Genomic DNA, 21832 nt, shown 5'->3' with positions numbered 1-21832 from the left:
GCCCTTCGTACTTGCGATCTGATGAACCCTGAGGGAACGATCAGCGAGCCTGCCAGCCGCCGTCCACGTTCACGACGGTGCCGTTCAGGTAGTCGGACGCTTCGGCGAACAGGAACACGGCGGTGCCGGCCAGGTCTTCCGGCTCGCCCCAGCGACCCAGCGGGATGCGGTCCAGGATGGCCTTGTTGCGATCGGCATCGGCGCGGATCGGCGCGGTGTTGGCGGTGGCGATGTAGCCCGGGGCGATGCCGTTGCAGTTGATGCCCTTGGTGCCCATTTCGTTGGCGATCAGCTTGGTGATGCCGGCGATGCCGTGCTTGGACGCCGTGTAGCCCGGCACCAGGATGCCGCCCTGGTAGGACAGCATCGAGCAGATGTTGATGATCTTGCCCTTGCCGTTGCGGCCCACGACGTGGCGGCAGAAGGCTTGCGACAGGTACATCGGTGCATACAGGTTGATCTGCATGACGAAGTCGAAGTCTTCTTCGGTGTGCTCCAGGAACGGGGCGCGGCGGATGGTGCCGGCCACGTTGCCCAGCAGGTCAACCTGACCAGCCAGCTTCACAGCTTCCTCGATCACGCGGGCAGGGGCACCCTTCTCGGTCAGGTTGGCCTTCAGGTACCACCACTTGCCGCCGGTCTTGGCGACGGCCGCGTCCATGGCGGCGGTGGATTCGGCAGCCATCGGCGCGAAGTCGGCGCAGATGACGTTGGCGCCGGCTTCAGCGACCTTGGCGGCGATGGCAGCACCGATGCCCTGGGCGCCGCCGGTAATGAGGGCGACCTTGCCCGACAGATCGAACGGATTGCTCATGCTCTTGACTCTCCCGTGTTGGACTTGAACCTGCCGAGGGGGTGCGGCGGGTCCGGTTTGAACCTGGCTGGTTGATGTGGAATCCGGTCGGCTGACCTTCGTACTGCACAGCGGTACCGTACAGCGCCAGCCGAGCGCGGGATTTTAGCCTATCCGGGCTAGCCCTGACATTGACACTGCTCAGGGGGCGGGCAACGGCCTCAGCACTTCGACCAGTACCCGCTCCCGCGGATTGGCGTGCTGGCGCAGGCGGCCGATGCGTGCTGCCAGCGGGGTGCCGGCCGCCAGGGCGCGGGCTACCGCGCCGTTCTCCACCGCCGGCAGGTAGCCCAGCTTCTGCCCTTGCCACAACACCAGCACGGCCTGGGCGTCGTGGCGGTTGTCGCGCTCCAGCGCCAGCTCCAGGGTGTCGCCTTCGCGCAGTTGCGGCCACAGCGCCGGGCCGGCGTGGTACGTGAAGCCGGCCAGGGGCGCGCGCTGGATCAAGGCATGGCGGCCCTCGGCGTGGATATTGGCCGCAAGCACCGCAGCCGACAGGGCCGCGAGGCTCAGCCGGAGCGGGGTTACGCCGAAAACGCGCCGGGCAGCCATTCGATGGCGTCCTGGTCGAGGCGATCCAGCAGGATCGCGTCGAAGCGGCAGGGGTGGTTGGCGTAGCGGCTGCCGTCCCCGGCCAGCCAGTGCTGGGCGGCGAGGACGATGCGCGCCTGCTTGGCGTGGGTGATGCTGGCCGCCGCGCCGCCGAAGCGGGCATTGCCGCGCAGGCGTACCTCCACGAACAGCATGTTGCCATCCAGTTCCGCGACGAGATCGACCTCGCCACCGCGGCAGCGCACGTTGCGGGCGATAATGCGGGCGCCGCGGGCGACGAGGAAATCCGCCGCCAGCTGCTCGGCCGCCGCGCCGCGGCTGCCCGTGCCGGCCTTGTCCGCCGCCTTGTCACTACCCGCACCGCCCAGAAACCGCCGCAAGGCCTTCAAGGTTTTCCCTTCATGGATCACAGCAACGACCGCGTGCTGGCCGACGCGCCGGCATTGTATGTAGTGGCCACCCCGCTCGGGAACCTGGGCGACATCACCCAGCGCGCCCGCGCCGTACTGGAGGCGGTGGACCTGATCGCCGCCGAGGATACCCGCCACTCGCAGCGCCTGCTCGATGCCATCGGGGTACGTACCCGTCTGGTCGCTGCGCACGAACACAACGAGCAGGAAAGCGCCTCGAAGCTGATCGACGCGCTGACCGCCGGCCAGCACGTGGCGCTGATCACCGATGCCGGCACGCCGGCCGTGTCCGACCCCGGCGCGCGCGTGGTGCGCCGCGTGCAGGACGCCGGTTTCGCCGTGGTGCCGCTGCCGGGCGCCAGCGCGGTGGTGACGGCGCTGTCGGCCTCCGGCCTGCTGGATGCGCGCTTCCACTTCGTCGGCTTCCTGCCGCCCAAGCAGGCGGCGCGGCGCGCGGAACTGGAAGCCCTGCGCGGCATCGCCGCCACCCTGGTGTTCTACGAGGCGCCGCACCGCATCGAGGAATGCGTCACCGACCTGGCGGCGGTGATGGAGCCGGTGCGCGAGCTGGTCATCGCCCGCGAGCTGACCAAGCGCTTCGAGCAGATCGTCCGCCTGCCGTTGCCGGAGGCCGCAGCCTGGCTGGCGGAGGACGCCAACCGGCTGCGCGGCGAGTTCGTGCTGCTGCTGTCCGCCGCGCCGGCCGGCGAGGGCCTGGGGCCGGAAGCCGAGCGGGTGCTGCGCCTGCTGCTGGCGGAACTGCCGGTCAAGAGCGCGGCGAAGCTGGCCGCCGAGATCACCGGCGCACCGAAGAACCAGCTCTACGCGCTGGCGCTGGAGATCAAGGACGCCGGCTGAGAGGCCCCGGGAAGCCACAACGAGCGGGCGCAGGCGTTGTTTCCTCTCCTTGCCGTACTGCTGGTACCGGCAGCAAAGAGCGCCCGGCCAGAACCCGCTTGTTCAAGGCTTCCTGCTTCGGCTCCTCCGGGACGGCAACCAGCCTTTGCGTCAGGTCAGGAAGCCTGCGTTTACCGGGCTTCAAGCAGCCTGAAACGGCCCCGGACCGCCGCGCTGCGGTTTGCGTTTGATCCGCCACGCGTTTACCCTTACGGGCCTCGGATCCCGTCCGCTTCGCCTCTCCGGGGTGAAACAAAGCGACGGCATCCTTCCGTATCACCCACCGACTTACCCACCGACGTTCGCGCGTCGCCTCCCCGGACCGAAAGGAAAATTCGATGAAGATCGCCCTGATCAACGAGAACAGCCAGTGCGCCAAGAACGAAATCATCTTCAACTCGCTGAAGACCGTCGCCGAGCCCCTGGGCCACCAGGTGTTCAACTACGGCATGTACAGCGCTGACGATGCCAACTCGCTCACCTACGTGCAGAACGGCATCCTGGCCGGCATCCTGCTGAACTCCGGCGCTGCCGACTTCGTCGTCACCGGTTGCGGCACCGGCATGGGCGCCATGCTGGCCTGCAACTCGATGCCGGGCGTGTTCTGCGGCCTGGTGGCCGACCCGACCGACGCTTTCCTGTTCTCGCAGATCAATGCCGGCAACGCCATCTCCATGCCCTACGCCAAGGGTTTCGGCTGGGCCGCTGAACTGAACCTGCAAGACGTGTACCGCAAGCTGTTCGAACTCGAAGCCGGCCTGGGCTACCCGAAGGAGCGCGCTGCCATCATGGCGAAGAACCGCGGCATCCTGAAGGACGTGAAGGCTGCCTCCACCAAGGACATGCTGACCGTGCTGAAGTCGGTCGACCAGGACCTGGTGAAGGGCGCCATCGCCGGTCCGAAGTTCCAGGAGTACTTCTTCGCCAACGCGAAGGACGACGGCATCGCCACCTACCTGAAGAGCATTTCGTAATCGGTCTTCAGACTGATGCCTGACCCCGGCGAAGCCGGGAGCCAGACAGGACAAACGCCCGCCGCGCGCAAGCCGGCGGGCGTTTGTTTTTGCGGGTGGCGCGCTGACACGGTACGGGCGCAGAATGCGGATTCGCTTTTCTCCATGCGATGCCCCGGCGCAGGCTGGCCGGGCCACCGGGATCCATCTCGCTTCTGTACAAGGAACCGCCATGACGATCTTCAGCAAGACCTACTACGCCACCGCGCCGGACTCGATGGATGGCGCCAGCAACCAGCAACTGCGCGACCGCTACCTGATCGACGGCCTGTTCGTGGCCGACGAGATCCGCCTGAACTACCTGCACTTCGAGCGCTTCGTCATCGGCGGTGCGTTCCCGGTGTCGAAGCCCGTACCGCTGCCCGCGCAGACCGAGCCGGCGTCCGCCGCCGGCAAGCCCTTCCTGGAGCGTCGTGAACTGGGCGCGGTGAACGTGGGCGAGGGCAAAGGCGTCGTGACCATCGACGGCAAGAAATACGACCTCGCGCCGAAGGACGGCATCTACGTGCCGATGGGTTCCGAAGTGGTGTTCGAGTCCAGCGACGCAGGCAAACCCGCCAAGTTCTACCTGACCTCGACACCGGCGCATGCCCGCTATGACGTCGTGCACATCCCGATCGACAAGGCCGTGCCGCTGGAGCGCGGCGCGGCGGAGACGTCCAACGAGCGCACCATCTACCAGTACATCGTGCCGACGACTGCCAAGAGCTGCCAGCTGCTGCTCGGCATGACCATCCTGAAGACCGGCTCGGTGTGGAACACCTGCCCGCCGCACCTGCATGACCGCCGCTCCGAGGTCTACTTCTACTACAACCTGCCGGCCGACCAGCGCGTCATGCACTTCATGGGCGAGCCCAGCGAGATGCGCCACCTGTCGCTCGCCAACGAGGAGGCCGTGGTGTCGCCGCCGTGGTCCATCCACATGGGCACCGGCACCAGCAACTACATCTTCATCTGGGCGATGGGGGGCGAGAACCTGGACTACACCGACATGAAGGTGCTGGACATCTGCCAGCTCGTCTGAGGGCAACAGGACGGTTCCGGCGTTGTGGTTGTGGCTTCCGCGAACAACGCCCCGCAAAGAAAAACCGCCGGCAAATGCCGGCGGTTTTCTTTGAAGTCGCAGTGCGCAGTGATCGTCAGTCGATGAACTGATACCGCTTCAGCAGCGTGCGCAGCACGTTGCGCGAGATGCCCAGCGCCTGCGCGGTGCGCACCTGGTTGTGGTGGTGGCGGTCCATCGCGATCTTCAGCGTGGTGTGCTCGATCAGGTCATGCAGCTTGTCGCCGGGTGTGGCGAGCAGGCGGTCGATGGCCTGGCCCAGGGCCTCCTCCGGTGACAGCGCCGCACTCTGGCCTGCGCTGGCGGGTGTCGCCACGCCGGCGAAGCGCAGGTGCTCCGGCAAGAGCGTATGGCCATCGCATACCAGCAGCGCGTAGTGGATGACGTTTTCCAGTTCGCGGATGTTGCCCGGCCACTGGTAGGCGCGCAGCGCGTCCAGCGTGCGTGCGCCGATGTGCGGCTCCTCCACGTCCAGCTTCTGTGCATACACGCGGGCGAAGTGGCGGGCCAGCGGCTCGATGTCGCCTTGCCGTTCGCGCAGCGGCGGCAGGTTGATGCTCGCCACGTTCACGCGGTAGTACAGGTCCATGCGGAAGTGGCCGGAAGCCACGGCACGCGACAGGTCCACGTTGGTCGCCACCACCAGGCGCACGTCGACCGGGGTCGACTTGCGTGAGCCCAGGCGCACCACCTCGCGTTCCTGCAGCACGCGCAGCAGCTTGACCTGCATCGCGAGCGGCAGGTCGCCGATCTCGTCGAGGAACAGCGTGCCGCCGTTGGCCGCCTCGAACCAGCCCTGGCGGGAGCCCTGCGCACCGGTGTAGGCACCGGCTTCGTGGCCGAAGAGCTCGGCTTCGATCAGGTTCTCGGAAAAACCACCGCAATTCACCGCGAGGAAGGGGCCGCGCCGGCCGCTCTTCTCGTGCAGGTAGCGGGCGACGAGCTCCTTGCCGGTGCCGGTCTCGCCCTGCACCAGCACGCTGGCCGTGCTGGCGGCGATGACGTCGATGTTCTTCAGCAACTGGCGCGAGGCCGGGTCGGCGAAGACCAGCGCCTTGGCGCGGATCGACAGCACGTTGGTGGCGGCATCCGGGAAGGACAGCAAGGGAAAGCCCTCCGCCTCTTCGCGCTTCGCGCAGCTTGCCACGCGCTCGTTCGCGTTGGGGCGGTCGACGGCGTAGTCGCGTTCGGACAGGGACAGACTCATGGCATCTCCTTCGCTGCGCAATGCGGCGGGGTGGGGCGTACGGAAGGTACGAGGCTTACGCAGGGACCTGCGTTGTCAAAGCGTGGCGATCGATACTTCGGTGGACTTCACCAGCGCTACGACTTCGCTGCCGATCTTCAGGCCAAGGTTGTCGACCGAGCGGGTGGTGATCACCGACGTGACGATGCCGGACGGCGTGTCCACGTCCACCTCGCTCACCACGTCACCGCGGATGATGTTGCTGACCTTGCCGCGGAACTGGTTGCGGACGTTGATGGCCTGGATGCTCATGCTTGCTCTCCGTTACTGTGTGGGTGCGCGGCGCGAACGGTGTGCGCCACGCATTGGCGTGAAGTCTTGTGAGGGATGGCTTGGTCCGGGGCGCTGACGGTCGTGGCAGTGGGTGCGCCTGGTGGCGCGACTGCTCGTGCGTCCGGAAGCGCCCGGAATTCCCGCACCGTGTTTCCGGTGCATGGCTGCCAATGTAAGACGCTGCGGGCGCGTGGCGGAACGACCGATTACTGCTTTGCTTAGAACGGGCGGGAGCATTTGCATCTCAGTCATACGCGTGCCCGCCGCGTACGTGCGCAGACATCGTGGTCAATGATGTCCGCAGCCAGGGCCTCCCGCCCGGTATGCCATTGCCCTGCCGTCAGGCGGCGATCGCCTGGCTGCCCGCCGCCAGCGTGTGACGGTTCGCCGGCCTCGGCAGGCCGAGGTTCTCGCGCAGCGTGCGGCCTTCGTACTCGGTGCGGAACAGGCCGCGGCGGCGCAGCTCCGGCAACACCAGCGCAATGAAGTCGTCCAGCCCGCCAGGCAATGTCGGCGGCATGATGTTGAAACCGTCGGCCGCGCCCTGTTCGAACCATTCCTGCAGCAGGTCGGCGATGCTCTGCGGCGTGCCGACGATCTGCTTGTGGCCGCGCGCACCGGCGATGCGCAGGTAGAGCTGGCGGATGGTCAGGTTCTCGCGTCGTGCGAGGTCGAACAGCAGGGCCTGGCGGCTCTTGCCGCCGTTGCTGGCGGGCAGCTCGGGCAGCGGGCCGTCGATGTCGTACGGCGACAGGTCGAAGCCGCCGAGCATGCTCGACAGCAGTTGCAGGCCCACCCTGGGATGGGTGAGCGCCTGGATGGATTCGAACTTGTCTTCCGCCTCGGCCTGGCTGGCTGCCACCACCGGAAAGATGCCGGGCAGGATCTTGATGCTGTCGGCATCTCGCCCGTACTTGCCGAGGCGTCCCTTCAGATCGCTGTAGAAGGCCTGCGCGGCATCCAGCGTCTGGTGCGCGGTGAACACCACTTCCGCCGTGCGCGCGGCCAGTTCCTTGCCGGGCTCCGACGAGCCCGCCTGCACCTTCACCGGATGACCCTGCGGCGAGCGCGCGATGTTGAGCGGACCGCGCACCTGGAAGTGCTTGCCCTTGTGCTGCAGCACATGCAGCTTGTCGGCGTGGAAGAACTCGCCGCTCTCCTGGTCGCGCACGAAGGCGTCGTCCTCCCAGCTGTCCCACAGGCCGGTCACGACGTCGATGAACTCCTCGGCGCGCTCGTAGCGCTCGGCGTGCGCCACGTGCTCGTCCAGGCCGAAGTTCTTCGCCTCGGACTGGTTGGCCGAGGTGACGAGATTCCAGCCGGCACGGCCACCGGAGAGGTGGTCCAGCGAGGCGAACTTGCGGGCGAGGTGGTAGGGCTCGTTGTAGGTGGTGGTCACCGTGGCGACCAGGCCGATGTGCTCGGTGACGGCGGACAGCGCGGAGAGCAGGGTGAGCGGCTCGAAGTTGGCGCCGCGTGCGGAGTGCGCCAGCGTGTCGCGGTCGGCGTCGCCACCCCACACGGCGGCACTGTCGGCGAGGAACACGGCGTCGAACTTCGCCGCCTCGGCAGCCTGTGCGATGCGCCTGTAGTGCGCGAAGTCATGGCCGCCATTCGGGTTGGCGCTGGGGTGGCGCCAGGCGGCGACGTGGTGACCGGTGGCGGGGACGAAGGCGCCGAGCTTGATCTGGCGTGGGCGGGCTGCGGACATGGTGGGCTCCGTGGCGTGGGTGGCGTTGGCGGGCGGCGAGCCGTTCAGGCGCGGGTGATGCTGTCGATGCGCGCCAGCGTGGCGGCGTCCAGCACCCAGTCGGCGGCGCGGGCGTTCTGCTCCACCTGCTCGGGCCGGGTGGCGCCGGCGATGACGCTGCCGACCTGCGGTTGTGCGGCCAGCCAGCTGAAGGCGAGTTCCAGCAGGCTGCGGCCGTGCGCCTTCGCCAGCCCGTCCAGCGCGGCGACGATGCGCAGGTTGCGTTCGGTGAGGATGCGGTCGGCACGCGGCGGGTCGCGCTGCAGGCGACTACCTTCCGGCAGCGGCTGGGCGGCGCCGTACTTGCCGGTCAGCAGGCCGTCGGCGAGCGGCCAGTACGGCAGCAGGCCGACGCCGTGGTGGGCGAGGGCGGGGATCAGTTCGCGCTCCGCCTCGCGCTTCAGCAGGCTGTACTCGTCCTGTTCGGAGATGAAGCGTTCGGTGCCGAGTTCGCGCGCCAGCCACTGGGTCTCGACGACCTGCCAGGCACTCAGGTTGGAGGCGCCGATGTAGCGCACCTTGCCATCGCGCACCAGCTGGTCCAGCGCACGCAGCGTCTCGTCCCAGGGCGTGCCGTGGTCGGGCCGATGCAACTGGTAGAGGTCGATCCAGTCCGTCTGCAGGCGCTTCAGGCTCGCCTCCACCGCATCGAGGATGTAGCGGCGCGAGGCGCCACTCTTGCGCGTCGGGCCGGTGCCGTCGTTCATCGGCATGCCGAACTTGGTGGCCAGCACCACCTCCTGCCGACGCGCGCCCAGCGTCTCGCCGATCAGCGTTTCCGAGCCGCCCTTGTTGCCGTACACATCGGCGGTGTCGAAGAAGGTGACGCCGACATCGATGGCCTTGTGGATGACCGCGCGCGCATTCTCCGGCGTGGCGCGCAGGCCGAAGTTGTTGCAGCCGAGGCCGACGACGGAGACGTGCAGGCCGGAGCGGCCGAGTGGGCGGTATTGCAAGCTGGACTCCCGGTGTGCGGATGAAGACGTGGGAGCGTTCAGCAGGTTTCGCGCCAGTGCGGCGTGCGTGGGCACTGTGCTGGCGGAACGCGTGCCGCAGGGGCGGAGGCGACGGCGAGCGGCGTAGCGCTTCGCCATCGCGGCTGCTGGAATCTGCGCAGTTGCGCCGGCGCTGTGCTGGCTTCGGTGCAAGCTGCGCATCGCCGCGCTGTCGCGGCCACGATGCGCCCGGTGCGCGGTGTAGCATCGCTGTCCCGACACCCCGATTCCCCGCGCGATGACTGCTCCGATGAAGCTCTACCTGGCGCGCCACGGCCAGACTGCGCTCAATCGCGAGCAACGTTTCCAGGGCAGTCTCGATGCGCCGCTGGACGACACCGGTATCGCGCAGGCGGTACTGCTGGCGGAGAAACTGCCGACGGACATCTCGCGCATCGTGTCATCGCCGCTGCTGCGGGCGCGGCAGACCGCTGAATCGGTGGCCGCCCTGCGCGGCCTGCCGGTGCATCTCGTCGAGGAGTTCCGTGAGCGCCACTACGGCGTGTTCGAGGGCCTCAACCGGCAGGAACTGGAGACGCGTCACGCCGAACTGTGGCAGCGCGGCATCGTGCGATTGTGGGACGAGGCGCCTCCCGGCGGCGAGACCATGCGCGCGGTGCGCAGCCGCGTGGAGCAGGGGCTGCTGCGCCTGCACCGCGAGCATGCCGGCGAAACGGTGCTGCTGGTCGCCCACGGTTTCGTCGCGCGCATGGTGCACTTCCTGCTGCACGACCTGCCGGAGGCCGACATCCATCAATGCACGATGCTCGGCAACGCGGAGTTCGGCGTGTACGAACTGCCGCAGCAGGCGCAAGACGCGCTGCGCGATGAACACTCCCGGCCGGGCAGGGACACTGCTTGAACCTTCATCTCGCCATCGCACTCGGGGCGGTGCTCGCCGGTTTCGTGCAGGGATTCTCGGGATTCGCCTTCGGCCTGGTGGCCATGTCGATCTGGGCGTGGACGCTGGAGCCCACGCTGGCCGGCCCGCTGGTGGTGCTGTGCTCGCTGGCGGGCCAGTTCATGCAGATGCGCATGGACAACCTGCAGCACACCAATCCCATCGCGTGGCGCTACATCGTCGGCGGGCTGCCGGCGGTGCCGCTGGGCGTGCTGACGCTGCAATGGATGGACCCGCGCGTGTTCAAGCTGGGCGTCGGCGCCTTGCTGATCGTCGTCGCCAGCCTGTCGCTGCTGTGGCGTGACCTGTTCAGGCTGAAGCAGGCGCGCAGCCGGCTGGACTATCTTGTCGGCCTGGTGGGCGGATTCCTCGGCGGGGTGTGCGGCCTGGTCGGCGCACTGCCGTCATGGTGGAGCAGCCACAAGCCGATCGAACGCGCAGAGAACCGGCAGGCACTGCAGGTCTTCTTCACGGCAGTGCACATCGTCACCATCGCGTTCTACGGGCTGCGCGGGCTCATCACGCTGCCGACACTGGGCTATGCCGCGCTGGCCTTCGCCGCCATGTACCTGCCCGCACGCGCCGGCGCGCGGCTGTACCACCGGCTGGACGCGGCGACTGCGCAGCGCGCGATCCTCGGGGTGCTGTTGGTGGTGGGCGTCACGCTGCTGGCGGTGAATCGCTGAGGCCTTCGCGCTGCACTACGAGACTTGGTGCTGGTTGCAGTGCTTGCGTTGCGTTCGTGCCTGGATGGTCGGTTGCCGTTGGGCTTCGCTACGCTCAACCCAACCTACGTCCATAGCGTCGCTTCACGCAGAAGCGGTAGGTTGGGTTGAGCGTAGCGAAGCCCAACACCCCGGGCTACGAATAGAAACTACGCGTAGAAGCTCGGCTTCGGCACGTCGCCGGTCAGCAGCCAGCGGCCGAGGTCGCGCTTCTTGTAGTCCAGCGGGTCGTGCAGGGTGTGGGTACGCAGGTTGCGCCAGTAACGGTCGAAGCCCAGCTTCGCGGCGGTGGCGCGCGCGCCGAGCTGTTCGAAGATGCCGCTGGTGATGGCGAGGCCGGTGCGCGTCGCGAGGATCTTCGCTTCCGCAACCTGGATGGCCACCTCGCCACGCTGTGCTTCCGTCAGCGCTTCACCAGCGTTCCATGCGTGCTGGAAGGCTTCCGCCGCATCGTCGCCGAGTCGCGCAGCGGCCTTCAGGTCCACCCAGTATTCGGCGTAGCGTTGCAGCACATAGGGCTCGTCCTCGATGTGCTCGATGCCGCTCCACGGCCAGGGGCGGCCGCTGTCGCGGGTGTGTGCCAGCGCGCTGTCGAGTGCGCCGCGGGCGATGCCGAGGTAGAGGTTCACCAGGATCAGCTGCGCCAGCACCGGGCGCAACGTGGAGCGGGGCGTGGACAGCGGACCCGGCGGGCCGAGCACTTCCTCGTCGGCGATGAAGAGCTTGTCGAAGGCCACCGTGCCGCTGTCGGTCTGGCGCTGGCCCATGTTGTCCCAGTCCTGCCGGATGTCGATGCCGGCACGACTGCTGGGCACGCCGGCGACGATCAATCCCGTGCCGTCTGCGCGTTGTGCGGACAGCATCAGCATGTCGGAGTCCGTGGCGCCGGAGCAGAAGGCCTTGACGCCGCTGACCGTGAAGCCGCCGTCGACCGGCGTGGCGATGGCCTGGTTGTTCACCGCGTTCATCGCGTTGCCCCAGAACCAGTTGTGCTCCTGCGTGCCGCGCAGCAGGCGCTCCTGTTGCGCGGGGCAGGCGAACAGCAGCACGGTGGCGACCTGCAGGTGCTGGAAGGCGTAGAGGTGGGCCAGCGAGCTGTCCACCTCGGCGAGGCGCCGCACGATGTGCAGCAGCAACGGCCACGGTGCTTCCTGTCCGCCGTACACGCGTGGCACCGACAGTGGTAGCAGGCCGGATTCACGCAGCAGGCCGCGCTCGTGCAGGGCGCTGCCACCTGCGCGGTCACGCGCGATGGCGGTGGCGTCAAGTCGGGCGGCCAGTGCTTCGACGCGGGCCGCGTAGTCGGGATGGATGGTCTGTGGCATGGCGGAGCGGGTGGGTCGCAGCGACTACAGCGCGTGCGCGGCGTCCAGCGTGTCGAGGATCTCTGCGCGCAGCAGTGCGAGCTGCGCATCGCGGCGGTCGCGCGGGCGGGCCTGCGCGATGCGCAGGTCGGCGAGGATGCGCCCCGGGGCCGCGCCCATGACGACGATGCGGTCGCTGAGGTACAGCGCTTCGTCGATGTCGTGGGTGACGACGACCAGCGTGGTGCCGTGGTGGGCGGCGACGTTCAGCAGCAGGTCCTGCAGGCGCATGCGGGTGAAGGCGTCCACCGCGCTGAAGGGTTCGTCCAGCAGCATCACGCGTGGTTGCGTGTACAGCGCACGCGCGATGGCCACCCGCTGCGCCATGCCGCCGGAGAGTTGCTTGGGCAGCAGCGGGCCGGCATCGCGCAGGCCGACTTCGTCGAGCAGCGCAGCGACGCGTGCAACGTTTGCGGCAGCTTTTCCGCTGGCGAAGGCGACGTTGTCGGCGACGCTGAGCCAGGGCAGCAGGCGCGGTTCCTGGAACACCACGCCGACCGCACCCAGCGGTGCCTCGGCGACGGGGCGCGTGTCCAGCAGCAGCGAGCCGCGGTAATCGGTGTCGAGGCCGGCGGCGATGCGGAGCAGGGTGCTCTTGCCGCAACCGCTGGGGCCCAGCAGGCTGACGACTTCACCGGGGGCGATGTCCAGTGCGATCTGCGACAGCACCTGCTTGTCGCCGAAGCGCTTGTCCTGCACGCGGATGTTGATCTGGGCTGCCATGTCTTTGTCCTTGCTTCAGGCGCGCGTCGCCAGCGTGTCGCGCCAGGCCAACCAGCGGTCTTCCAGGCGCTTGAGCAGCGCGTCGGAGAACTTGCCGAGGATGGCCAGCACGAGGATGGCGACCAGTACCAGGTCCGGCCGGCTGGTTTCGCGGCCATCGGTCAGCAGGTAGCCGAGTCCCTTGCTGGCAGCGATGAGTTCGGCCGCCACCATGAACATCCAGGCCAGGCTGAGGCCGCTGCGCAGGCCGGTGAAGAGTTGCGGCAGCGCGGCCGGCAGCAGGATGCGACGGACCTGCTCGACGCGGCCGAGGCGGTACACCTCGGACAGCTCGATCAGCTTGCGGTCCACGTTGTGGATGCCGGACACCAGGTTGAGATACACCGGGAAGAAGGCACCGATGGCGATCAGGGTGATCTTGGGTGCCTCGTCGATGCCCAGCCAGAGCAGCAGCAGGGGCACCCAGGCCAGCGAGGGGATGGCACGCAGGGCCTGGAAGCTGGGCTCCAGCAAGGCCTCCAGGCGCCGGCTCAGGCCGACTGCTGCGCCGACCACGATGGCGAGCGCGGCACCGATGCCGAAGCCGGCCAGCACTCGCGCACCGCTGGCGCCGATGTGGCGCCACAGGTCGCCGTCGGCCAAGTCCCACAGCGACTGGAAGACTTCGCTGGGCGCCGGCAGCAGGTTGCGCGGCACGAGGTCCGCGCGCACCACGACTTCCAGCACGGCGAAGACCACCAGCGGCAGCGCGAGGCCGGCGATCTGCCACAGGCGCAACTCACGTGCGCCCGCATTGGCAGCCGGGGCCGCCTGGTTCTGCGCCGCCGCCGGCCAGGCGGCCGTGGCCGCGGATTCCACCCGGGTGTTCATGACATCAGGGCTTCGCAGCGATGACCGGCTGGGCGAAGCGCGTGTCGACCAGGTCGGTGATCACCTTGTTGAGGTCGGTGCCTTTACGCACGAGTTCCTCTTCCAGCAGGATCGGCGCAGCGGCCTTCAGGGCCTCGACGTGTTCGGTGCCCGGCTGCGGGTTGGAGAAGTCGGTACGCTGCTTGAGCTGCAGCTGCGCGACGGCCAGCGGAATCTTCGCTTCGTCGGCGAGGATCTTCGCCGTCGCATCCGGGTTGGCGATGGCCCACAGGCGGGCGCGTTCGTACACCTTGATGACGCGGCGCAGGGCGTCCGGGTTCTTGCTGTAGAAGTTCTCGCTGGCGTTCAGGAAGCCATAGGTGTTGAAGGCCACGTTGCGGTAGACGAGCTTCGCACCGTTCTCGAGTTCGGCGGCGGCCATGTGCGGATCGAGGCCGGCCCACGCATCCACGTCACCCTTCACCAGCGCAGCGCGGCCGTCCGGGTGCTGCAGGTTCACATGCTCGATGTCCTTGCGGTCCAGGCCGACGGTATGCAGCCCGCGCAGCAGGAACAGGTAGGGGTCGGTGCCCTTGGTCGCGGCGACCTTCTTGCCCTTGAGATCCTTGATCGACTTGATCGGCGAATCCTTGGGCACCACCAGCGCCGTCCATTCCGGGCGCGAGTAGATGTACACCGCCTTGATGGGATTGCCGTTCGCGCGTGCCAGCACGGCGGCGAGACCGGCCGTGGAGCCGACATCGATGGCGCCGCTGTTGAGGTATTCCAGCGCGCGGTTGCTGCCCTGGCTGAGCACCCACTTCACCTCGGTGCCCTTGAATTCCTCCTCCACCCAGCCGTGATGCTTCAGCACCAGGCTGGTCGGCGAGTAGTGGGCGTAGTCGAGCTTCAGTTCCTTCAACGGCGTGCCTTGCGCGAAGGCGTTGGCGGACAGCAGCAGGCCGGCCAGCAAGGCCGTACCGCCGCGGATGAGGCGGCCGAGGTGGGTGGTGTGGGTCATGGCGGCGTCGCGTCTTGCGCGATGAGTTGTTGGATGCGCCGCAGTCTAGAGAGCGCCCCGCCCAGCGATAACGAATTTCCGGTGATAACCAAATCGTTGCCGGCAGCCAATTGCTGCGTATCAAGCAGACTGTCCGCGAGGTGTTGAAATCCGGTCAGATCCGGCACGGGACGAAAAAGAGGGGCCCGAAGGCCCCTGAACGAGCGGCATGAAAAACTCAGGCCGATGAACGCGGTGCGGTGGGTCTCAGGCCGCTGCCCTGGCGGCGGGCTGCAGACCCTTCAGCTTTTCCTCCACCGCCGTGCCCTTGAAGAAGTCAGCCTTGGCTTCGGTGTAGAGGCGGTAGGGGTTCTCGAAGACGTAGGCCTTGAAGTTGGCTTCGGTGATGACGCCTTCGTCCACCAGCGCATGGGCTTCGGCCAGCGCGTGGGTGAGGTCGGGCACGTCCCAGTGGCCGACGTCGGACGAGTAGATGGCGTTGATGTTGATGCCCAGCGGGTTGGCCTTGTCGTTGAAGGCGTGCGCGATGGTGCGGTCGTCGGATTCCGAGCCGAAGAAGAAGTTATCCACCCAGCGCGCCTTGATGTCCTCCACGCTCTGCACGCCGGAGGCGGCGAAGTCTTCCAGCTCTTCGTCCTTCGGGCGGCGTGCGTCGTGCGTGTAGCCCTTGCCCAGCGTGTCGCGGATCAGCGCTTCACCTTCGATGTCGCGGCCTTCGATGAAGTCGCCGCCGTAGCGCTTGAACAGCTCGGTGAGCTGCGCGCGGTCGGTGGCGCGCGGGTCGTAGTTCTCCAGGCCCTGGCGGCTGCGCTTCTCGAAGCGGTCCACCAGGTGGATGTAGACGCGTGCGCCCCAGTCGGCACCACCTTCCAGGAAGCCGGCGCGCAGCTTCGGGAAGCGCTTCGTCACGCCGCCGAAAAACAGCGCCTTGGCGAAGGCCTCGGTGCCATCGGCGAAGTGGCCGATGTGGTTGTTCATGTAGTTGGAGATGGAGCTGCGGCCGGTCCAGCCCTGGCTGCCGTAGTGCGTGAGGATGGGCACGCCCAGTTCCACCACGCGCGCCCAGAACGGGTCGTAGTCGTACTCGCTGTCGAGCGCGAGGAAGTCCTGGTAGGAGATGTACTTGCGCAGTTCCGGATGCTGGTCGAGCGGGAACTTGTCGGCCAGCGCCTTGATGGGGCGGCTCACGCTGCCGGCGATGTTGATCGCCTTCAGGCCCAGCGTGTTGATCGCGAAGTCGAGTTCGGCGATGCCTTCCTCCGGCGTGTGCAGCGGGATGCCGGCGACGGGCGTCAGGTGGGCGCTGTACTTGCGCCACAGGTCGGCGTGGTAGTGGTTGATGGCGCGCGACAGTGCAGTGCGTGAGTCCTTGTCGCGCACGCCCAGCGGCGCCAGCACGTTGTTCGGGAACAGCACCGAGTAGTCGGAGCCCTGTTCCGCCTGGCGCTCGGCGAACAGCTCGGGCAGGTGGTAGGTGGCGACGTCCAGCGTGTTCTTGGTGACGCGCGCCCACCAGGGCGAGCGGATGGTGCGGTAGTACTGGCGCTCCTCCGGTGTCTGCTCGTACCAGTTCTTGCCATTGGAGACGCCGCCGCGCGCAGTGCGGTCCGCGCTGGCCTTGCGCAGGTGGTCGACCAGATGCACGCCGCCGTAGTTGGAGACGTAGTCCTCCAGGTCCGGCGTGTAGTCATTGACGTGCACGTCGGTGTCGATGACGGGGTAATCGAGTTGCTGCTTCACCGCCACCGAGGGCGACAGCTGCAGGCGCGAGAGGCGATCGTTCATTTTGGCGAAGCTCCGTTGCAAGGTTGAGCGGACGGCAGCGGCGCGGTGACGGGCAGGTATGCAGATGTGCATACTTCCCTGGAATGCGCGCCTTGCTGTGTTTCGTTGCAGGGCTCACTTCGCAACCACCGTGCCACCCTTTCCGTGATTCGCGCCAACCCGCAGTGGCAAAGGATTTGCGCCGGGTTGCGGCGGGCCCGGTCAGGCGCCCGCTTGCGTGGATGCCAACACCCTGGCGCCGGTGGTGTTGGCATTGCCACACACGCCGTCGCGGCGTGTCGCCCCTATGCGGGCTCGCTGGCGCTGCGCGTCGCCAGCAGCTTCTGCAGTGCGCCGACGAACAGCACGGCAGCGGCCGCGCTGCACACGAGGAACACCGTGCGCAGGCCGATCAACTGGCCCAGCGCGCCACCGGCCAGGCTGCCGAAAAAGGTGCCGGCCGGGCCGGCCAGCGCGTTGAGCGCGGCCACCTTGCCGCGCCCCAGTTGGGCGCCGATGCGTGCGAAGCGGGTCAGGTTCATGATCTGGATGCCACCCAGTCCCAGGCCCAGCAACAGGGCCGCGAGCAGCAGCAGCGGCCGCAGTTGCGTGCTGCCCAGCAGGCCCAGCGACACCGCCACCAGCGCGAAGCTCGCCGGGTAGGCGCGGGCATGGCCCAGGCGCGAGACCAGGCCACCGAGCAGGAACAAGGCGACGATGAAGCTGATGCCCTGTGCGGTGATGAGCTGGGTGGCCTCGGCGGCACTCATGCCCAGCGTCTGGAGGGCGATCGCCACGATGAAGAATACGTAGAAGCCGTTGATGCCCTGGCCGCAGGCTTCCAGCAGGCAGGCGCTGCGCAGTTCCGGCTCGTGGCGCAGCAGGCGCAGTTGCGCCAGCAGCTCGGCGAAGCTCAGGCGGCGGCGCTGCTCCGGGCGCGGGGTGTAGCCGCGGAACACGATGGGCGACACGAAGACGGTGAGGAAGAACAGCGCGGCGATCATCCAGTAGGTGCCGCTGTAGCCCACGCCGCGCACCGCCGCCGCGGCCACCACGGGGCCGAGCAGGAACATGCCGATCATGTGGGTGCCGCGGTACCAGCCGGCCTTGCTCTCGCCGACCGCTTCCAGCTGCGCCATGAACACGGCGTTCAGCGACACGAAGCGCATCGGCATGAAGAAGCTGATCGCCGCCGTGCACGCCAGCAGGAAGGCGGTGGAGGGGATGAGGGGCAGCAGCACGTAGGTCGTGCCGGCCAGCAGGGTGCCGATGACGAAGAGCCTGGCGGGCCCCCAGTTGTCCACCAGGATGCCGATGGGAATGCTGACGAACAGGATGCCCACCATCTGCGCGGCGGCGATGAGGCCCAGCAGCGATTCATTGGCGCCCAGCTGCACTGCGTACAGCGAGGTCGCCACCTTGGCGATGCCGACGCTGGTCCCCATCAGCGAGGACAGGACTGCGAAGAGGATCAGGAAGCGGTGGCGGGTGACGAAGGCGGAGAAGGGGCTGGCGCTGGTGGACATGGACTCGGTTTGCGGTGGCGTCGGGAGATTGTCGGTTACGCAGGTTCCGGGCCACGACCGGCGAGTCCGGCCGGGCGGGCGGCGTGGCCCGCAGCCGCGCGCTGTCACTGCTGCGATCTGCGCATGCGCGCGCGCCGGCTGCTGGAAAGCCGGCAGCCTCGCGGCGCCTGTTCTCCGGGTGTAAGCCTGCAAACCCCTTGCCCGTGGCGCGGCGACGCCGTTGGCATGCACTCTGCTAAGTGTGGTGTGACACGGTGACCGGAAGGGTCGCCCGGCACTTCACAGGAGATGGTCGATGAGCGTCGTTCATACACAACCCCAGGCACACACACAAACACAGGAACACGCAAGTGGAACCCTGCGTTTCAGCAACATCAGCAAGCAGTACGAGGTGAAGGGTGAGGCGCTCCAGGTGCTGGACGGCATCAACCTCGACGTGAAGCCCGGCGAGTTCGTCAGCATCGTCGGCAGCAGCGGCTGCGGAAAGTCCACCCTGCTGCGGTTGGCCATCGGGCTGGACGACGACTACCAAGGCGACATCCAGCTGGACGGCGAGCGCATCCGCGGCACCAGCCTCAAGCGCGGCATCGTGTTCCAGGAGCATCGCCTGTTTCCCTGGCTGACCGTGGAGCAGAACATCGGCGCCGCGTTGCAGAACTCCGACCTGTCCGAGGCCGCCAAGCGCAAGGCGATCCAGGACCACGTCGACCTGGTGGGCCTGCAGGGTTTCGAGAAGGCGTATCCGCACCAGTTGTCCGGCGGCATGTCGCAGCGCGTGGCGATCGCCCGCGGGCTGGTGAACCGCCCCGAGATCCTGCTGCTGGACGAGCCCTTCGGCGCGCTGGACGCGCTGACCCGCGCCAACCTGCAGCAGGAGCTGCAGCGCATCTGGCAGACCGAGAAGATCACCATGATCCTGGTGACGCACGACGTGGAGGAGGCCGTGTTCCTCGGCGACCGCATCGTCGTCATGCAGCCGCGCCCGGGGCGCATCAAGCGCATCGTGCCGGTGCCCGTGCCGCATCCGCGCAACCGGCACGACCACGAACTGAACCGCATCAAGGAGGACGTGCTGCGCGAGTTCAGCCACCTGCCGCCGGACCAGCTGGTGGATACGCGGCCGGAGCCCCGTGCGCAGGATCTCGTGTTCGCCTGGTAGGAAGGCGCACAGAAATGATCCCGGCGTTGCTGCATCGCCTTGCCGTCCCACGCGTGCCTTCAGCGGCGATGCGCCCGGCCACTCGGTTGCAGGAACCGGTGTCGCCACGCTCCCCTTCATGCTCTTGCGCCTTCCCGTAGAACGATGCCGCCCAGCCTTCAACTCGATTCGGCCGAGCTGGCCGAGAAGTACGACACCGTCAGCGACAAGCAGTACCAGCACGGCCTGCTGCTGCTCGACGACCTGGCTCTCCAGCCCGGCCAGCGCGTGCTGGACATCGGCTGCGGCACCGGCCGCCTCGGCGAGCACGTGGCGAGCGAGCGTGTCGGGCCTCAGGGCGAGGTGCTGGGCATCGACCCGCTGCCGCTGCGCGTCGACATCGCGCGTCGGCGTGCGTCGGCCAACCATCACGTCAGCGTGGGGCGGGCGGAGGACCTGTCTGCCTTCGCGGACGCGAGCTTCGACGTGGTGTACCTCAACAGCGTGTACCACTGGCTGCCGGACAAGCGCAGCGTGCTGGCCGGCGTGCGCCGGGTGCTGAAGCCGGGCGGTCGCCTGGGCATCAGCGTGGCCTCGCGCGAGCGCCCGCATGACGTGCAGCGGGTGCTCATCGATGCGCTGGCAAGCCATGCCCTGAACAGTGCCGTGGTCAATGGCAGCACGCCGCATCGTGTCAGTGCGGCGGAGCTCACCGAGCAACTGGAAGTGGCCGGCCTGCTGCTGGAACGGCTGGAACTGCGCCGCTTCGCCGACTACTTTCCCGACGTCGGATCGGTGCTGGACTTCTACTTCGCCAGCTCCTTCGGCAACTTCCTGACCGACTACCTGCCGGACGTGCGCGCGAAGGTGCTGAACACCTTGCAGGAGCGCCTGCTCGCGCGTCGCGGGCCGCAGGGCATCCTCCTGCATCGCAACCTGTTCTTCCTCGTGGCCTCGGCTCCGGATGGGCGCTGAACTGCCACCGCAGGCCATCGTGTCCGGCGCGTTCCTCGCCGATGCCCATGGCGTGGCGAGCGTCGTACGCAGCCGCAACCTGCTGTTCATCGGCGAGCAGGGCCCGCTGCCGGAAGCGGGCGTCCTGCCGCGTGGCAAGCTGGGCCAGGCATTCGACGTCGAGGCCGGCCGGCGACTTGCGCGCTCCGCGGCCGAGGCGTTGCTCGCACGGGTGCAGGACACGCTCGGCTCGCTGGACGGCGTGCAGCAACTCGTGGAGCTGCGCGCCGTGCTGAACACCACCGCGGACTTCGATGCGCATGACGAGGTGGTGGATGCCGCCTCCGCCCTGCTGCACGAGGCGCTGGGCGAGCGGGGCGTGCATGTGCGCAGCGTCACGGGCGCCCACTCGCTGCGTGGTGGCCTGCCCTTGCTGCTGGCCGCGACCGTTGCGGTCAGGCCCGGGACCTGATCCCTTAATTCCCCTCTCCTCAATTCTTTCCTGGCCGTCGGCAGCACTGGCGGCGTCTTCCGTTCCACATATCCACCTCACAAGGACTCACCATGCCGAAGCTGTATGTCGCAAAAGGCGCCTGCTCGCTGGGCGCGCACGTCGTGCTCAAGGAGCTGGGCATCGCCCACGAGATCGTCAAGGTGCCGCTGCGCCAGCCGGATTCCCCCATCTTCAAGGTCAACCCGCTGGGCCGTGTGCCGACGCTGGTGACCGACGAGGGCGAGGTGATCACCGAGAACGCCGCCATCCTGCCGTACCTCGCCGACCTGAAGCCGCAGGCCGGCCTCATCGCAGCGGCAGGCAGCGTCGAGCGTGCGCGCATCCAGGAGTGGATCGGCCTGGTGAACTCCGACCTGCATCCGGCTTTCCGCGCCGTCAACCGGCCCAACCTGTTCCACCCCGACGAAGCGCAGTTCCCGGCGGTGCGCGCGCAAGGGCTGACGCGCCTGCGCGACCTGCTGTCCGCCATCCAGCGCAGGCTGGAAGGGAAGACCTGGGCGGTGGGGGAACGCTTCACGGCGGCGGATGCCTACCTCGGCGTGTTCATCGGCTGGCTGCCGCGTGCCGGCATCGACGCCGCGAAGGAGTATCCCGGCCTAGCTGCCTACGGCGACCGCTACCATGCGCGTAGCGCGGTGAAAGCCGCCCTGGCGCTGGAGAATACCGATTGAACACCGACTGCCTACGACCGAACCCGCGGAGCCTGCATGCCTGAACGCCTTGACGACCGCGCCCTGGACCAGCTGTTCCGCCAGGCGCGCACCTACCCCGCCTTCCTGCCGCGTGCCATCGACGACGCGACCATCCGGGAGCTGTACGAGTTGCTGAAGTGGGGGCCGACGGCCTTCAACGCGCAGCCCGGCCGCTACCTGTTCGTCCGCTCGAAGGAGGCGAAGGAGTTGCTCGCGCCCGCGCTGTCGTCCGGCAACCGCGACAAGACGCTTGCCGCGCCGCTGACGGTGGTGTTCGCCTACGACACGCAGTTCCACCAGCATCTGGGCACGCAGTGGGACAAGCCCAGCGCCAAGGCCCTGTTCGACGACACGCCGGCGCTGGTCGAGCCGACGGCGCTGCGCAGCGGCAACCTGCAGGCGGCCTACCTGATCGTAGCGGCGCGCGCCCTGGGGCTGGATGTCGGGCCGATGTCCGGCTTCAAGCCGGACGTGGTGAACGCGGCTTTCTTCCCGGACGGTCGCTGGAAGGCCAACTTCCTTGCCAACCTCGGCTACGGCGATCCGTCGAAGCTGGTGCCGCGTGGCCCTCGCCTGGACTTCGACGAGGTGGCGCGCATCGTCTGACCC

Annotated in this window: 23 protein-coding genes; 10 read left to right on the top strand and 13 right to left on the bottom strand. The window is 67.9% G+C overall.

The features are described from left to right. Positions 1–40 precede the first annotated feature (40 nt). The 3 genes from VVD47_RS08070 to VVD47_RS08060 form a co-directional block, all read right to left on the bottom strand. A complete protein-coding gene (locus VVD47_RS08070) occupies positions 41–814 on the bottom strand; it encodes an SDR family oxidoreductase (protein ID WP_327602890.1) in 774 nt (257 codons plus the stop codon). Between the two features lie 180 nt (positions 815–994). Continuing rightward, complete coding sequence (locus VVD47_RS08065) at positions 995–1405, bottom strand: HIRAN domain-containing protein (RefSeq protein ID WP_327602889.1); 411 nt, start codon at positions 1403–1405, stop codon at positions 995–997. Further along, the gene (locus VVD47_RS08060; RefSeq protein WP_443080962.1) at positions 1378–1785 is read right to left on the bottom strand and encodes a YraN family protein; all 408 of its coding nucleotides are present in this window, start codon (positions 1783–1785) and stop codon (positions 1378–1380) included. The genes VVD47_RS08065 and VVD47_RS08060 overlap by 28 nt, the downstream gene beginning before the upstream one ends. A gap of 21 nt (positions 1786–1806) precedes the next feature. Here VVD47_RS08060 and rsmI point away from each other — a divergent pair, with 21 nt between their 5' ends. The 3 genes from rsmI (at position 1807) to kduI (ending at position 4749) form a co-directional block, all read left to right on the top strand. Further along, entirely contained in the window at positions 1807–2673 is an 867-nt protein-coding gene (gene rsmI, locus VVD47_RS08055) for a 16S rRNA (cytidine(1402)-2'-O)-methyltransferase (protein ID WP_327602888.1), read from the top strand. Between the two features lie 377 nt (positions 2674–3050). Beyond that, positions 3051–3686 (top strand): RpiB/LacA/LacB family sugar-phosphate isomerase, encoded by a 636-nt coding sequence (locus VVD47_RS08050; protein ID WP_327602887.1) that lies wholly within the window; start codon positions 3051–3053, stop codon positions 3684–3686. Positions 3687–3897: 211 nt separating this feature from the next. Then, the gene (kduI, locus tag VVD47_RS08045) at positions 3898–4749 is read left to right on the top strand and encodes a 5-dehydro-4-deoxy-D-glucuronate isomerase (protein ID WP_327602886.1); all 852 of its coding nucleotides are present in this window, start codon (positions 3898–3900) and stop codon (positions 4747–4749) included. Positions 4750–4864: 115 nt separating this feature from the next. On the opposite strand, the gene VVD47_RS08040 is transcribed toward kduI, so the two are convergent. The 4 genes from VVD47_RS08040 to VVD47_RS08025 all read right to left on the bottom strand — a co-directional run bounded on the left by VVD47_RS08040 (position 4865) and on the right by VVD47_RS08025 (position 9013). Further along, the gene (locus VVD47_RS08040) at positions 4865–5995 is read right to left on the bottom strand and encodes a sigma-54 interaction domain-containing protein (protein WP_327602885.1); all 1131 of its coding nucleotides are present in this window, start codon (positions 5993–5995) and stop codon (positions 4865–4867) included. A 75-nt stretch (positions 5996–6070) separates the two neighbouring features. Next, positions 6071–6286, bottom strand: coding sequence for a TOBE domain-containing protein (locus VVD47_RS08035; RefSeq protein ID WP_327602884.1), 216 nt, complete (start codon positions 6284–6286; stop codon positions 6071–6073). Between the two features lie 361 nt (positions 6287–6647). Beyond that, complete coding sequence (locus VVD47_RS08030) at positions 6648–8018, bottom strand: LLM class flavin-dependent oxidoreductase (protein WP_327602883.1); 1371 nt, start codon at positions 8016–8018, stop codon at positions 6648–6650. Positions 8019–8062: 44 nt separating this feature from the next. Next, on the bottom strand, positions 8063–9013 hold the full coding sequence (locus VVD47_RS08025) for an aldo/keto reductase (protein WP_327602882.1): 951 nt from the start codon (positions 9011–9013) through the stop codon (positions 8063–8065). A 289-nt stretch (positions 9014–9302) separates the two neighbouring features. On the opposite strand from VVD47_RS08025, the gene VVD47_RS08020 reads away from it, so the two are divergent. Both VVD47_RS08020 and VVD47_RS08015 read left to right on the top strand, forming a co-directional pair. Continuing rightward, positions 9303–9914: a histidine phosphatase family protein gene (locus VVD47_RS08020; protein ID WP_327602881.1), complete on the top strand. Its 612-nt coding sequence runs from the start codon at positions 9303–9305 to the stop codon at positions 9912–9914. After that, complete coding sequence (locus VVD47_RS08015; protein WP_327602880.1) at positions 9911–10639, top strand: sulfite exporter TauE/SafE family protein; 729 nt, start codon at positions 9911–9913, stop codon at positions 10637–10639. The genes VVD47_RS08020 and VVD47_RS08015 overlap by 4 nt, the downstream gene beginning before the upstream one ends. 188 nt (positions 10640–10827) lie before the next feature. Here VVD47_RS08015 and VVD47_RS08010 read toward each other — a convergent pair whose 3' ends face one another. From VVD47_RS08010 to VVD47_RS07985, 6 genes are all read right to left on the bottom strand, one after another. After that, entirely contained in the window at positions 10828–12003 is a 1176-nt protein-coding gene (locus VVD47_RS08010) for an acyl-CoA dehydrogenase family protein (RefSeq protein ID WP_327602879.1), read from the bottom strand. A 24-nt stretch (positions 12004–12027) separates the two neighbouring features. Beyond that, positions 12028–12765: an ABC transporter ATP-binding protein gene (locus VVD47_RS08005; RefSeq protein WP_327602878.1), complete on the bottom strand. Its 738-nt coding sequence runs from the start codon at positions 12763–12765 to the stop codon at positions 12028–12030. 15 nt (positions 12766–12780) lie between these two features. Beyond that, positions 12781–13635: an ABC transporter permease gene (locus VVD47_RS08000; protein ID WP_327602877.1), complete on the bottom strand. Its 855-nt coding sequence runs from the start codon at positions 13633–13635 to the stop codon at positions 12781–12783. A gap of 4 nt (positions 13636–13639) precedes the next feature. Further along, positions 13640–14635 (bottom strand): aliphatic sulfonate ABC transporter substrate-binding protein, encoded by a 996-nt coding sequence (locus VVD47_RS07995; protein WP_327602876.1) that lies wholly within the window; start codon positions 14633–14635, stop codon positions 13640–13642. 246 nt (positions 14636–14881) lie between these two features. Continuing rightward, complete coding sequence (locus tag VVD47_RS07990) at positions 14882–16420, bottom strand: amidohydrolase family protein (RefSeq protein ID WP_327602875.1); 1539 nt, start codon at positions 16418–16420, stop codon at positions 14882–14884. Between the two features lie 284 nt (positions 16421–16704). Then, positions 16705–17925 carry an MFS transporter gene (locus VVD47_RS07985; protein WP_327602874.1) on the bottom strand — a complete coding sequence of 407 codons (1221 nt, stop codon included), beginning with the start codon at positions 17923–17925 and terminating at the stop codon, positions 16705–16707. A 295-nt stretch (positions 17926–18220) separates the two neighbouring features. Here VVD47_RS07985 and VVD47_RS07980 point away from each other — a divergent pair, with 295 nt between their 5' ends. The 5 genes from VVD47_RS07980 (at position 18221) to VVD47_RS07960 (ending at position 21829) form a co-directional block, all read left to right on the top strand. Further along, entirely contained in the window at positions 18221–19084 is an 864-nt protein-coding gene (locus VVD47_RS07980) for an ABC transporter ATP-binding protein (protein WP_327602873.1), read from the top strand. A 144-nt stretch (positions 19085–19228) separates the two neighbouring features. Then, entirely contained in the window at positions 19229–20038 is an 810-nt protein-coding gene (locus VVD47_RS07975; RefSeq protein WP_327602872.1) for a class I SAM-dependent methyltransferase, read from the top strand. Continuing rightward, positions 20028–20489, top strand: coding sequence for a RidA family protein (locus VVD47_RS07970; RefSeq protein ID WP_327602871.1), 462 nt, complete (start codon positions 20028–20030; stop codon positions 20487–20489). Before VVD47_RS07975 ends, VVD47_RS07970 begins: the two co-directional genes overlap by 11 nt. A 92-nt stretch (positions 20490–20581) precedes the next feature. Next, positions 20582–21202, top strand: coding sequence for a glutathione S-transferase family protein (locus VVD47_RS07965; RefSeq protein WP_327602870.1), 621 nt, complete (start codon positions 20582–20584; stop codon positions 21200–21202). A gap of 36 nt (positions 21203–21238) precedes the next feature. Further along, a complete protein-coding gene (locus VVD47_RS07960; RefSeq protein WP_327602869.1) occupies positions 21239–21829 on the top strand; it encodes a malonic semialdehyde reductase in 591 nt (196 codons plus the stop codon). The last annotated feature ends 3 nt before the right edge of the window (positions 21830–21832 follow it).

Source organism: Uliginosibacterium sp. H1 (genome assembly GCF_036017065.1).
In the GTDB taxonomy this organism is placed as follows: Bacteria; Pseudomonadota; Gammaproteobacteria; order Burkholderiales; family Rhodocyclaceae; genus Uliginosibacterium.
Note: the sequence above shows the minus strand (reverse complement) of the source record. Positions and strands in the feature narration are given on the sequence as shown.

Bases quoted from the DNA above. Each gene is read 5' to 3' on its own strand.
- VVD47_RS08070 (WP_327602890.1), bottom strand. From the start codon at position 814: ATGAGCAATCCGTTCGATCTGTCGGGCAAGGTCGCCCTCATTACCGGC.
- VVD47_RS08065 (WP_327602889.1), bottom strand. From the start codon at position 1,405: ATGGCTGCCCGGCGCGTTTTCGGCGTAACCCCGCTCCGGCTGAGCCTC.
- rsmI (WP_327602888.1), top strand. From the start codon at position 1,807: ATGGATCACAGCAACGACCGCGTGCTGGCCGACGCGCCGGCATTGTAT.
- VVD47_RS08050 (WP_327602887.1), top strand. From the start codon at position 3,051: ATGAAGATCGCCCTGATCAACGAGAACAGCCAGTGCGCCAAGAACGAA.
- kduI (WP_327602886.1), top strand. From the start codon at position 3,898: ATGACGATCTTCAGCAAGACCTACTACGCCACCGCGCCGGACTCGATG.
- VVD47_RS08040 (WP_327602885.1), bottom strand. From the start codon at position 5,995: ATGAGTCTGTCCCTGTCCGAACGCGACTACGCCGTCGACCGCCCCAAC.
- VVD47_RS08035 (WP_327602884.1), bottom strand. From the start codon at position 6,286: ATGAGCATCCAGGCCATCAACGTCCGCAACCAGTTCCGCGGCAAGGTC.
- VVD47_RS08030 (WP_327602883.1), bottom strand. From the start codon at position 8,018: ATGTCCGCAGCCCGCCCACGCCAGATCAAGCTCGGCGCCTTCGTCCCC.
- VVD47_RS08020 (WP_327602881.1), top strand. From the start codon at position 9,303: ATGAAGCTCTACCTGGCGCGCCACGGCCAGACTGCGCTCAATCGCGAG.
- VVD47_RS08010 (WP_327602879.1), bottom strand. From the start codon at position 12,003: ATGCCACAGACCATCCATCCCGACTACGCGGCCCGCGTCGAAGCACTG.
- VVD47_RS08005 (WP_327602878.1), bottom strand. From the start codon at position 12,765: ATGGCAGCCCAGATCAACATCCGCGTGCAGGACAAGCGCTTCGGCGAC.
- VVD47_RS08000 (WP_327602877.1), bottom strand. From the start codon at position 13,635: ATGAACACCCGGGTGGAATCCGCGGCCACGGCCGCCTGGCCGGCGGCG.
- VVD47_RS07995 (WP_327602876.1), bottom strand. From the start codon at position 14,635: ATGACCCACACCACCCACCTCGGCCGCCTCATCCGCGGCGGTACGGCC.
- VVD47_RS07990 (WP_327602875.1), bottom strand. From the start codon at position 16,420: ATGAACGATCGCCTCTCGCGCCTGCAGCTGTCGCCCTCGGTGGCGGTG.
- VVD47_RS07985 (WP_327602874.1), bottom strand. From the start codon at position 17,925: ATGTCCACCAGCGCCAGCCCCTTCTCCGCCTTCGTCACCCGCCACCGC.
- VVD47_RS07980 (WP_327602873.1), top strand. From the start codon at position 18,221: ATGAGCGTCGTTCATACACAACCCCAGGCACACACACAAACACAGGAA.
- VVD47_RS07975 (WP_327602872.1), top strand. From the start codon at position 19,229: ATGCCGCCCAGCCTTCAACTCGATTCGGCCGAGCTGGCCGAGAAGTAC.
- VVD47_RS07970 (WP_327602871.1), top strand. From the start codon at position 20,028: ATGGGCGCTGAACTGCCACCGCAGGCCATCGTGTCCGGCGCGTTCCTC.
- VVD47_RS07965 (WP_327602870.1), top strand. From the start codon at position 20,582: ATGCCGAAGCTGTATGTCGCAAAAGGCGCCTGCTCGCTGGGCGCGCAC.
- VVD47_RS07960 (WP_327602869.1), top strand. From the start codon at position 21,239: ATGCCTGAACGCCTTGACGACCGCGCCCTGGACCAGCTGTTCCGCCAG.